Origin of the sequence: Pseudomonas sp. NPDC089752 (genome assembly GCF_044748725.1) — a bacterium.
Classification (GTDB): domain Bacteria; phylum Pseudomonadota; class Gammaproteobacteria; order Pseudomonadales; family Pseudomonadaceae; genus Aquipseudomonas.
The window spans coordinates 217,033-229,079 of record NZ_JBIVGP010000003.1 but is presented as its reverse complement, the minus strand read 5'-3'; the positions used below and the strand labels follow the sequence as shown (position 1 = coordinate 229,079).

Below are 12,047 nucleotides of genomic sequence, written 5' to 3'. Positions count from 1 at the left end.
CTTAGCGGCCCCCTTGCACAATCGCTCGAATCTCCCGAAGCTAAACACCATCAGCTCCCGAGAGATTCAGCTCATGGCCCGCCTGCCCACCGCCATCAACCTGCACAAAGCCTCAAAGACCCTCAGCCTCACCTACGCCCCCGGCGAGGTCTACCACCTGCCCGCCGAGTTCCTGCGCGTGCATTCCCCCTCCGCCGAGGTCCAGGGCCACGGCAATCCCATCCTGCAATTTGGCAAGATCAACGTCGGCCTGGTCGGCCTCGAACCCGCCGGCCAGTACGCACTGAAACTGACCTTCGACGACGGCCATGACAGCGGATTGTTCACCTGGGAATACCTCGAGCAGCTGTGCCTGCGCCAGGAGCAGCTCTGGGCTGAGTATCTGGACGAACTGCACAAGGCCGGAAAAGCCCGCGATCCTGCCGAATCCGTGGTCAAACTGATGCTCTAGCTCAAGCCATCCAAGAGTTAGAGCGCATTTTCTAATCTCATCTGTTTGAATGCCTGAGAGGCAGTTCGTCAAAGCACTGTCTTGCGCATTACATGAAGTCGGGTTACCAATGGAGCTGGCAAGTTCCCTGCATTGCTTTCAGGCAATCAGGGCCAGGCCGGTTTGTAGAGGTCGCGAGCGAAAGCAGGCAGTCTTCACACGCAGATTCCCCCGCAGCTCATCGCCGAATGCATCCGGCCCGCAGCACCGCTGTTCCTTATCACTGGTCACCCGAGTAGCAGTACCGGGCTGTCAAACCGGTACTCGTCTCAGGACAACGGAGCGTCGTAGATGAGTAGCAAGAACAACGATGAGTTGCAGCGGCAGGCCTCGGACAACACACTGGGCCTGAACCCGGTCATCGGCATCCGCCGCAAGGACCTGCTGAGCTCTGCGCGTACCGTGCTGCGTCAGGCCGTGCGCCAACCGCTGCACAGCGCCAAGCACGTGGCGCACTTCGGCCTGGAGCTGAAGAACGTATTGCTGGGCAAGTCGAACCTGGCCCCCGAGGGCGACGACCGTCGCTTCGTCGACCCGGCCTGGAGCAAGAACCCGCTGTACCGCCGTTACCTGCAAACCTACCTGGCCTGGCGCAAGGAACTGCACGACTGGATCGGCGAAAGCGACCTGTCGCCCCAGGACATCAGCCGCGGTCAGTTCGTCATCAACCTGATGACCGAGGCCATGGCCCCCACCAACACCCTGTCCAACCCGGCGGCGGTCAAACGCTTCTTCGAAACCGGTGGCAAGAGCCTGCTCGACGGCTTGTCCAACCTGGCCAAGGACATGGTCAACAACGGTGGCATGCCCAGCCAGGTCAACATGGACGCCTTCGAAGTGGGCAAGAACCTCGGCACCAGCGAGGGCGCCGTGGTCTACCGCAACGACGTGCTGGAGCTGATCCAGTACAGCCCCATCACCGAGCAGGTGCATGCCCGCCCGCTGCTGGTGGTGCCGCCACAGATCAACAAGTTCTACGTCTTCGACCTCAGCCCGGAAAAGAGCCTGGCGCGCTTCTGCCTGCGTTCGCAGCAGCAGACCTTCATCATCAGCTGGCGAAACCCGACCAAAGCCCAGCGCGAGTGGGGCCTGTCGACCTACATCGACGCGCTCAAGGAAGCAGTCGATGCGGTGCTGGCGATCACCGGCAGCAAGGACCTGAACATGCTCGGCGCCTGCTCCGGCGGCATCACCTGCACCGCACTGGTCGGGCACTACGCCGCCCTGGGGGAGAAGAAGGTCAATGCCCTGACCCTGCTGGTCAGCGTGCTGGACACCACCATGGACACTCAGGTCGCGCTGTTCGTCGACGAGCAGACCCTCGAATCGGCCAAGCGCCACTCCTACCAGGCCGGCGTGCTCGAAGGCAGCGACATGGCCAAGGTGTTCGCCTGGATGCGCCCCAACGACCTGATCTGGAATTACTGGGTCAACAATTACCTGCTGGGAAATGAACCGCCGGTATTCGATATTCTGTTCTGGAACAACGACACCACACGCCTGCCGGCGGCCTTCCACGGCGACCTGATCGAAATGTTCAAGAACAATCCACTGACCCGCGCCGATGCACTGGAAGTGTGCGGCACCGCCATCGACCTGAAGAAAGTCGACTGCGACATCTTCAGCGTCGCTGGCACCAACGACCACATCACCCCGTGGCAATCGTGCTACCGCTCGGCGCACCTGTTCGGCGGCAAGATCGAGTTCGTGCTGTCCAACAGCGGCCACATCCAGAGCATCCTCAACCCGCCAGGCAACCCCAAGTCACGCTTCATGACCGGTGCCGACCGCCCTGGCGATCCGGTGGCCTGGCAAGAGAACGCCGAAAAACATGCCGACTCCTGGTGGCTGCACTGGCAGAAGTGGCTGGGCGAGCGAGCCGGTGACCTGAAAAAGGCCCCAACCCGCCTGGGTAACCGTGCCTTTGCCGCAGGTGAAGCCGCACCGGGGACTTACGTTCACGAACGTTGAGTTGCAACGCCGTGGCCCCTGGAAGGGCCGCGGTGCTTCATTCATCACAGAGCCACGCGCATGCCGCTACCCTATATATTCAGGACCGTCGAACTGGACGATCAGTCCATCCGCACTGCTGTCCGGCCGGGCAAGCCGCACCTCACGCCGCTACTGATCTTCAATGGCATCGGCGCCAACCTGGAGCTGGTGTTCCCGTTCATCGAGGCCCTTGACCCGGACCTGGAAGTCATCGCCTTCGATGTGCCGGGCGTGGGCGGTTCATCCACCCCGCGTCACCCCTATCGGTTTCCCGGCCTGGCCAAGCTGACCGCGCGCATGCTCGACTACCTCGACTACGGCCAGGTGAATGTGATCGGTGTGTCCTGGGGCGGCGCTCTGGCCCAGCAGTTCGCCCACGACTACCCGGAGCGCTGCAAGAAGCTGGTGCTGGCCGCCACCGCCGCCGGTGCGGTGATGGTGCCGGGCAAGCCCAAGGTGCTGTGGATGATGGCCAGCCCGCGGCGCTACATCCAGCCTTCGCATGTGATCCGCATTGCCCCGTTGATCTACGGCGGTGGCTTTCGCCGCGACCCCGACCTGGCCATGCATCATGCGTCCAAAGTGCGCTCCGGCGGCAAGATGGGCTATTACTGGCAGCTGTTCGCCGGCCTTGGCTGGACCAGCATCCACTGGTTGCACAAGATCCAGCAGCCCACGCTGGTGCTGGCTGGCGACGACGACCCGTTGATTCCGCTGATCAACATGCGCTTGCTGGCCTGGCGAATTCCCAATGCCCAGCTACACATTATCGACGACGGCCACTTGTTCCTGATCACCCGGGCCGAAGCCGTTGCCCCGATCATCATGAAGTTCCTCCAGCAAGAACGTCAGCGCGCAGTGATGCACCCCCGCCCAGCCTCCGGCGCTTAGGGTGCTGTCTGCTGTCGTTCCGACCTGACCATGGCTTGACGAAGGAGTGCTGCCATGAAAGACAAACCGGCCAAAGGAACGTCAACGCTCCCCGCCACCAGCATGAACGTGCAGAACGCCATTCTCGGCCTGCGCGGTCGCGACCTGATTTCCACGCTGCGCAGCGTCGGCCGCCACGGCCTGCGCAACCCGCTGAATACCGCCCGCCATCTGTTGGCCCTGAGCGGCCAGCTGGGCCGTGTGATGCTGGGCGACACACCCTATCAGCCCAACCCACGCGATGCGCGTTTCAGTGACCCGACGTGGAGCCAGAACCCCTTCTACCGGCGTGGCCTGCAGGCTTACCTGGCCTGGCAGAAGCAGACCCGTCTGTGGATCGACGAAAGTCACCTGAACGACGATGACCGCGCCCGTGCGCATTTTCTGTTCAACCTGATCAACGACGCCTTGGCGCCGAGCAACTCACTGCTCAATCCCTTGGCGGTCAAGGAACTGCTCAATACCGGCGGGCAAAGCCTGGTGCGCGGCGTGGCCCATCTGCTCGACGACCTGCGCCACAACGACGGCCTGCCGCGCCAGGTCGATGAGCGCGCCTTCGAGGTCGGCGGCAACCTCGCCTCGACCCCGGGCGCGGTGGTGTTTCGCAACGAGCTGCTGGAGCTGATCCAGTACACGCCAATGAGCGAGAAACAACACGCCCGGCCACTGCTGGTGGTGCCGCCGCAGATCAACAAGTACTACATCTTCGACCTGCAGGCGAGCAACAGCTTCGTCCAGTACATGCTCAAGAATGGCTTGCAGGTGTTCATGGTCAGCTGGCGCAACCCCGACCCGCGTCACCGCGAGTGGGGTTTGTCCAGCTACGTGCAGGCGCTGGAAGAAGCGCTCAACGCCTGCCGCAGCATCAGCGGCAACCGCGACCCGAACCTGATGGGCGCTTGTGCCGGGGGTTTGACCATGGCCGCGCTGCAGGGCCACCTGCAGGCCAAGCACCAGCTGCGCCGGGTACGCAGCGCCACCTACCTGGTCAGCCTGCTCGACAGCAAGTTCGACAGCCCCGCCAGCCTGTTCGCCGACGAGCAGACCATCGAGGCAGCCAAGCGCCGCTCGTACCAGCGCGGTGTGCTCGATGGCGGCGAAGTGGCGAGGATCTTCGCCTGGATGCGGCCCAACGACCTGATCTGGAATTACTGGGTCAACAACTACCTGCTTGGCAAGACGCCACCGGCCTTCGACATCCTCTACTGGAACGCCGACAGCACCCGCCTGCCTGCGGCCCTGCATGGCGATCTTCTGGACTTCTTCAAACACAACCCGCTGACCCACTCCAAAGGGCTTGAAGTCTGCGGCACCGCCATCGACCTCAAGCAAGTCGACCTGGACAGTTTCACCGTGGCCGGCAGCAACGACCACATCACCCCGTGGGATGCGGTGTACCGCTCGGCGCTGCTGCTGGGTGGCGATCGGCGTTTCGTGCTGGCCAACAGCGGGCATATCCAGAGCATCATCAACCCGCCCGGCAACCCCAAGGCCTACTACCTGGACAACCCCAAACTGTCGAGCGACCCACGCGCTTGGTTCCACGACGCCAAGCGCAACGATGGCAGCTGGTGGCCGTTGTGGCTGGACTGGATCACCCCGCGCTCCGGCCCGCTCAAGGCGCCGCGCGAGACGTTGGGCAACGCCACCTACCCACCGCTGGGCCCCGCGCCAGGCACCTATGTCCTGACTCGATGAGCACACCGACTGGATGAAGACCCGCGACCGTATCCTCGAATGCGCCCTGCAGCTGTTCAACCAGCAGGGCGAACCGAACGTCTCGACGCTTGAGATCGCCAACGAACTGGGCATCAGCCCGGGCAACCTGTACTACCACTTCCATGGCAAGGAGCCCCTGGTCATTGGCTTGTTCGAGCGTTTCGAAGAGGCACTGATGCCGCTGCTCGACCCGCCGCTGGAAGTGCGCCTGGATGCCGAGGACTATTGGTTGTTCCTGCACCTGATCGTCGAGCGCATGGCCCAGTACCGCTTTCTGTTCCAGGACTTGTCGAACCTGACCGGGCGCCTGCCGAAACTGGCGCGTGGCATGCGCAGCCTGATCAATGCGCTCAAACGCACGCTCGCGGCGCTACTGGCCAGCCTGAAGGGGCAGGGTCAGCTGGTCAGTGAAACCCAGGCGCTGGGGCAACTGGTGGAGCAGATCACCCTGACCCTGATGTTCTCGCTGGACTACCAGAGGGTGCTGGGGCGCGAGGGCGACGTGGGGATCGTGGTGTATCAGGTGATGATGCTGGTGGCGCCGCATCTGCAAACACCGGCGCGGGAGGCGGCTGAGCAGTTGGCGGTGCGGTACCTGGAGGGGTAAGTCTGCAGAGTCGGCGGTAACTTTGTGAGAGCAACTGTCTTGCTCAAAATTCAGAAAGCTGCACGATTCCTGTGGGAGCGGGCTTGTCCCGCGAACACGGGCGAAGCCCGTGCTATCCATCGCGGTGACTGCTTCGCGGGACAAGCCCGCTCCCACAGGGCGGGGTGCACTATCAGATCAGCGTGCCGGTAGCCACGGGTGCCGACGGCGCGTTGCTGGCCGGCGCGGCGCTTGGCGCTGGCGCTGCGGTAGCGGCCGGGGCGGCGCTGGCCGCTGGTGCTGCCGGTTTGGCGGCGGCAGGTTTGGCCGGTGCTTTTCTCGCCGCAGGCTTTTTCGCCGCAGCAGGCTTGGCTGCAGGCTTGGCGGCAGCGGGCTTGGCCGCAGGCTTGGCTGCCGGCTTGGCCGCTGCGGTCTTGGCAGCAGGCTTGGCAGCTGCGGTTTTCGCCGCAGGCTTGGCGGCCGCCTTGGCCAGCGGTTTGGCCGCAGTCTTGCTCGCAGCCGGCTTGGCAGCAGCGCGCGAGGAGATCGGCGTAACCGAAGCACCGGTCAGTTTCTCGATCTGCTTGGTCAGGCTGTCGACCTGCTGGTGCAGCGCCTTGATCTCGTTACGGCTCGGCACGCCAAGGCGCGAGATGGCGCTGTTCAGGCGCTTGTCGAACGCTTCTTCGAGGTCGTTCCACTTGCCCAATGCGCGGTCCTTCACACCCGATACGCGCGAAGTGGTCGAAGCCTTGGCGTTGTCGGCCACGTCTTCCGCGGTCTTCTTCGCCTGCTTCTCGGCCTTCTCGCCATCCTTCACCAGCGAGTCGAACAGCTTCGGGCCGTCCTGGTCGATCTTCGAATAGATACCCAGCCCTGCCAGCCAGATCTTGCGGGAGTATTTTTCGATCCCGCCGACCCAGGAGCTGCCTTCTTTCTCGGAATTTTTCTTGCCAGCCATCCTGCTCTCCTTATGGTTTGTGCGCGACGCGCTCGAGCAGCTCATGCAGCTGTTCAAGCTTGATGGACAACGCCTCAACGTCATGTTTAGACGGAATGCCAAGGCGATTCAAGGCGCGACCTACCCGTGCGTCGAAAGCTTTTTCGATTTTGTCCAGTCGAACTTCGACTTTGCCGCGTACGCGGCTGACTTCTTCACCCGCTTCGTCGAGCTGATGGTTGGCGGCATCGAGTTCTTTATCGATGCGCTGCTTGCCGCGTTTCTCAACGCCTTCACCGGCCTTGACCAGTTCCTTGAAGTAGTCGGAGCCTTCCTGGCCCACGCGGGCATAGGCGCCGATACCGGCCAGCCAGATCTTGCGGGCGTAACCGCGCACCTCGCCAAGCGTGCCCAGGGCTTCGTCTTTTTTCTTCACAATCACTTTGGCCATGCTGTGTACCTCATGCTCATGAGTGGAGGAAAACCGCCCATGGAGGTTGGGCTTGAGCATAAGGTAGGGAAGAAAATTAGAAACCTCACCCTAAGGTCTGCACTGTCCCATCCATGTACCGCACGTCTTTTCGGCAAACGCCCTAGCTTCGCAGGCTTCACTTTCAACGAGAGCGACGCCAATGACTGGCCTAGTAATTCAACCCCGGCTGACGTTCAAGCAAAGTGTGGCAGCTTGTTTCTACAACCGTCCAAGCCTGCGCGACGTCTTGTCAACGGAAGGCTTTCAGACCTTCTGCGACCGGTACCCATGGATGCAGCGCAACCATCCTCGCATGACATCGCTCGACCCTTTCGTTGTCCTGCATGCACCGGCCAGCACAGATGATCTTGCGCGCCAGAGCGGGCTGCTGGATGAGCTTCTCGAGCACTTCATCGCCAAGCAGCCTGTGCAACTGGGCGCTGCAGACACGCTGAGCATCAACCCGCCGCAGGTGTTCCGACTTCAGGAACAAGGCCAGGATCAACCCGAAATCGTGCCGGACCTGACCAAGCTCAACGAAGACTTCAACACGCTGCTCGAGACATTGATACCCGACTTCCAACAAGCCCAGATCGGCTTCTGGAATGGATACGACGAAGACAGCCAAGTCTCGCGCATGCTTTGGCTGGAGCACACCATCAAGGCCGCTTTGCTCGACAGTCTTCCTCGCCAAGACCTGAAAGAGCATGAAAAAGCGGCGCTGTACGCCCTGCTCGACGGTGTATCCGACAGCCTCACCGTCGAAGCGATACAAGTGACACTGGCTACCGATGAGGGCGCACACAGCTTCACTTTGCCGGACCTGCTGCTCACCGCCGCAGGTGGCGGCCAGGGTTTCGTGCTGCACTGCAAACCCTGCGGTTCGGTTCACCGCCATGTCGATCTGGCCAGCTTCGCCGCCACGCTGCAACGGCAGCTGGTGCAACACTATCGCTTCGACACGTTGTCCTGGGCACGCACAACCGTGATCGGACGCCCGTTCGCGTTCCAGGCCAGGCAACTGCTCAACGGCATCCTCGACGACATCGACCGCCTGCACACAGGTGGCGTGGCCAGCATCGGCGAGCTGGAACAGCTACTGCGGCAAGTCAGCGACCCATCGACCTACTTCCTGGACTTGCCTGCTCCTGAACAGGCCGCCGCCATCAGTCCGCCGCAATGGCTCGCCGGTGCCAGCGCCGAGGACCGCTACGCCTATCACTGCGCGTTACTGGACCTGGCGGCGACCCAGGGTCGCTCGCAAGGCGCCACATCGTTTGGCGATATCGAAGACATCCGGCGCTACGCCGCTCGCCGTTTGCGCGAGCAACTGCAGGCCAACCATCCAGACAAAGCGCCGCTCGACCCGGACAAGGTGAACATCCGCATTTCCCAGAGCATCATCGGCCCCGGCACGCAAGGGCAGTCCCTGTACCTGCGCAGCGTGACCCTGACCGACCTGGCGATCTCCCGTCTGCGCCCGGAGGCCGGTGAGGTGATGAGCGGTATCAGCACGGCGCAGGGCTCGCCGCCGCTCGACTGGCTGAGTATCGAACAGGTCAGGGAGCTTGTTCATCAGGTCGATGCTGGCGGCCAGTACGCCATCTACCTGCAGGATCAGGTCAGCACCGAACCGCGCAGGGCCGAGCGCATCAGCCAGCATGCCAGCGAGTGGCGTTACGCCCTTCGCTTCAGCGTGCTCAAGGCGAAGATCGAGCGACAGCTTGACGAGCCCGCAAGCCAGGCACTGCTCGATTTCTGTCAGGGCACGGGCAGCGGTGGACTGCGCATTGCCCCCCTGGCATTCCTCTGCGCGCCTGGTGCTTCGTCAAGCGATGTGGCTCACGGGATGTTCGTCATCGAACTGCCGGCGAGCCGTGGCTGGGTCTTGTATCGCCCCTTCTATGCCGACCTGGCGTTGCAGCAGTTCGACAGCCTCGAATCGCTCATGGCCGCGATCCGCCACGAGGGCGAATTGCAGGAAAGCGTCCTGGCCTGGCTCGGCGACACTGCACGCCCGATTTACCAGAACGACGGATTCAGGCACCCGCACCTGCACGCGAACCTCACCAGTCTGCTGCACCTGATCAGTGCCGACGGCGAGCTGGTGGACGCGCTTCTGGAACGCCTCAGGCAGCCAGTAGAGGTCGCGTTCCATCCCTGGACGGATGATCTGAACAGCCACCTGTTCAATGCCCGAGTCGACACCATGCAATTGGCCGCCGCCAGCGGCAGTGTGTCCAATGCCCAGGAAAAGCGGGCATTGGTGAAGGAGGCGGCCTGGGCGATCTTCAATACCCTCACCCAGTTCTGGCATGGTCCACTGGCCAGCCTGGTGTGGCTGGCGCTGGCGCTGTCGGCGGCCAGGCAAGACCTGGAGGCGCTGATCGACGATAGCGGCGACAACAGGATCGTCGCGGCGACGGACCTGCTCACCAACCTGGCCTTGCTCCTTGCCCACCGCTCAGTACGGCCACCTGCCAGCAGCGAAGCGGCTACCTCGCCAAGCTTCGCGGGCCCTGCGCCAAAAGGTGAATTCCCGGCGGCAGAGCTTGCGCAGCCAGAAGAAAAGGCCTGGATCGCCCCTGACCAGGCACCGCAGTCAACATTCGTTGGTGTACAGGGCTGGGATGACGGGCAGCGCCTGAGCAACCTGTCGGTACAGCAGCGTCAGTCCCTGACACAGCTGCAGGCCATGCAGTCACTGCAAGGGCATGCGCCACTGGCGCAGGGGCGTCTGCGTGGTTTGTTCAAGATCAGCGACGCTCATTACGTCAAGCTCGGCGATGGTGTCTATGAGGTCGTCGAGACCTGGAACGGCATGCAGATCATCGGCCCCGATCAGAGCAGCAGCGAATGGGTGTCCAAGTGGAATGGCGCCGCAGACGGCTACTACATCGTGGGTCGTGAGCGGCAACGAGGGCCGTGGGTGACGCGCTGGAATGGCCGCTGGGCGTTGAATCTGAATCTCCCCGGCGGCATGCCCCGAAGCCGGCAATCGATCAACGCGGAAAACCGTCAGCGGTTCGACATATTGAACGCTACGGCCGTAGAGCACCAACAAGCGCTGACTCAGATGGAGCCACTGATGGAGCGCAACCGCACGCATCTGCAGGCATATGACGACATCGCCCTGAAGTACAGCATCGCCTTCGAAGCACTACCGGCACAGGAACGCGACTCACCACCGGCGGCGTTTTTGCTGCAGAAAGAGACGCTGCATGCCTTGCGTAAACAACGCTTGCCCGAACTCAGAGCATCTGCGCTCTATCTGGAGCGCCAGAGCAAGCTGCTGCATGGCAACGTCGAGGTATTCAAGGAGATGAGCGAACCTCGCTTCAGCAAGTTCGACACCCGCGACCAGGGCCGAAGCCGATACGGCAAATGGTACGATATCGCCATCGACAACGACATGCTGTTGTGCCGCCGCTTGCTGGAGCAGGTCGACCACCAAGGGCTGAGCGCACAGGGCATCGGGCTGACCGCCTATCCGGAAACAGCCGAGCAGACCCGCCAATACCTCGATTATCGCGAGCTGGTACGCGAGTCCTGCCAGGCCACCCGTCGCCTGCTTGCCGTCAGCCAACGGCTGGACCGCACCCTGCCGGAGGCCCAGCATGACCCCAGGGTCGATTTTCCCAACAAGGCTGCGAAGTTCGCCGAGACCCTTCGACGCCGAACGTATTCGACACTGGTCGTTCGCGCCCAGCTGCTCAGCGACCTGGCCTATCTCTCGGTGGACAAAACCCAGCTCACGGAGGAAAACGCCGACCACCTGACTGCAATGCGCGCGCCGCTCAGCGACGTGGACCTGAGCCGCACGGTATGGAGCCACGACGGCCTGGCAAACACCGAGGCGACAGCCCAGGTCAAGGCTGAACTGCTCGAGGACATCCTGCAGAAATACCGAACCGTGCTGGATCGCGCCCAGTACATGCAGACGCTGGACGCCCCCGCGCTGGACGCTGAGGTACTGAATGAGTACACCCGCGAATTGTCGACAATGATCCGGGTCACCGAGGAGCAGCTGAGCACAGCCCTGGCCAACCGCGACAGCGGCATCAATTCTCCCACGCCAGCGTCCTCCCATCGTCTCGCACCGATCAGGCGCCGGGTCATTCGTGTTGACCGAGGCCGGCCGCTGTTGGTGGAAATCGACCCGGTGAGCAATCGGGCATTCCAGCGCACTGCGTTCAACCAGGAACCCGCAGGCAACTTCGCCCAACGCAATGGTGTGTGGCACGTGGTGCCTGAGCCTGCGCCACCGGCCCAGCACGACCGGGCTCAGTTGCGCCAGCGCGCCAACCGCCTGCTGGCGGAGGTGGACGCGAAGATCGCCTTCGCCGCTCACTATGCCGATGAACCAAACAGCCTGAGCGACTTTCTGCAATGGCCGGCCGATGACATGCGCGAAATACAGCAGCAGCTGACCGCGCTGAACGATCCCCTGGACAACCGCCTGATCGAGCTGCTTCGGGCGGCGGTGGAGAGGATCGATGGCGAGCGGCTTCGCTTGCTCACCGACGCGTATCTGAATAGCCGCCACCCCGACGGCAAGGCGCTTCGCTACCTGGCCGAACAGCATCGGATCAAGGTCAGGCAGACCGTGATTCGACGGCAACTACGCCGTGCCAATGATTACCTCGACGTCTACGAGGTCCGCGATGTGCAAGCGCCACAGCGAGTGTTGTGGGAAGCGCATTTCCACTATCCCAGCCTCGAAGCGAGGGGGCATGATTTCGTCAAAGGTCATCTCAAATTCTGGGACGCAGGCGTAAGGGGCCGCGACGCCATGCTTCAACAAGCCGTAGACGCACGGGAGCGGATCGCCATCTACCGGGGCGATCTACGCCTGGAACAGGTGGTCGGCATCATTCCATTCCCGGCGGACCTGCCAGCGTAAGCCGATAGCGGGCCT

8 protein-coding genes are annotated in these 12,047 nt (G+C 62.6%); 6 read left to right on the top strand and 2 right to left on the bottom strand.

The features are described 5' to 3' along the window. Positions 1-73 precede the first annotated feature (73 nt). The 5 genes from ACIPZF_RS06320 (at position 74) to ACIPZF_RS06300 (ending at position 5,738) form a co-directional block, all read left to right on the top strand. Complete coding sequence (locus ACIPZF_RS06320; protein ID WP_400796585.1) at positions 74-451, top strand: gamma-butyrobetaine hydroxylase-like domain-containing protein; 378 nt, start codon at positions 74-76, stop codon at positions 449-451. A 330-nt stretch (positions 452-781) separates the two neighbouring features. Next, complete coding sequence (gene phaC, locus ACIPZF_RS06315) at positions 782-2,461, top strand: class II poly(R)-hydroxyalkanoic acid synthase (protein ID WP_400796584.1); 1,680 nt, start codon at positions 782-784, stop codon at positions 2,459-2,461. A 60-nt stretch (positions 2,462-2,521) separates the two neighbouring features. Beyond that, positions 2,522-3,373 (top strand): poly(3-hydroxyalkanoate) depolymerase, encoded by an 852-nt coding sequence (phaZ, locus tag ACIPZF_RS06310; protein ID WP_400796581.1) that lies wholly within the window; start codon positions 2,522-2,524, stop codon positions 3,371-3,373. A 54-nt stretch (positions 3,374-3,427) separates the two neighbouring features. Continuing rightward, the gene (gene phaC, locus ACIPZF_RS06305) at positions 3,428-5,110 is read left to right on the top strand and encodes a class II poly(R)-hydroxyalkanoic acid synthase (RefSeq protein ID WP_400796579.1); all 1,683 of its coding nucleotides are present in this window, start codon (positions 3,428-3,430) and stop codon (positions 5,108-5,110) included. A gap of 13 nt (positions 5,111-5,123) precedes the next feature. Beyond that, on the top strand, positions 5,124-5,738 hold the full coding sequence (locus tag ACIPZF_RS06300; protein ID WP_400796576.1) for a TetR/AcrR family transcriptional regulator: 615 nt from the start codon (positions 5,124-5,126) through the stop codon (positions 5,736-5,738). 172 nt (positions 5,739-5,910) lie between these two features. Here the strand turns inward: ACIPZF_RS06300 and ACIPZF_RS06295 are convergent, their stop codons facing one another. Further along, positions 5,911-6,678: a phasin family protein gene (locus ACIPZF_RS06295; RefSeq protein WP_400796573.1), complete on the bottom strand. Its 768-nt coding sequence runs from the start codon at positions 6,676-6,678 to the stop codon at positions 5,911-5,913. A 10-nt stretch (positions 6,679-6,688) separates the two neighbouring features. Further along, positions 6,689-7,108: a phasin family protein gene (locus ACIPZF_RS06290; protein WP_400796570.1), complete on the bottom strand. Its 420-nt coding sequence runs from the start codon at positions 7,106-7,108 to the stop codon at positions 6,689-6,691. A 181-nt stretch (positions 7,109-7,289) separates the two neighbouring features. Here ACIPZF_RS06290 and ACIPZF_RS06285 point away from each other — a divergent pair, with 181 nt between their 5' ends. Next, positions 7,290-12,032, top strand: a complete 4,743-nt coding sequence (locus ACIPZF_RS06285) for a hypothetical protein (protein WP_400796567.1) — start codon at positions 7,290-7,292, stop codon at positions 12,030-12,032. Positions 12,033-12,047 lie beyond the last annotated feature (15 nt).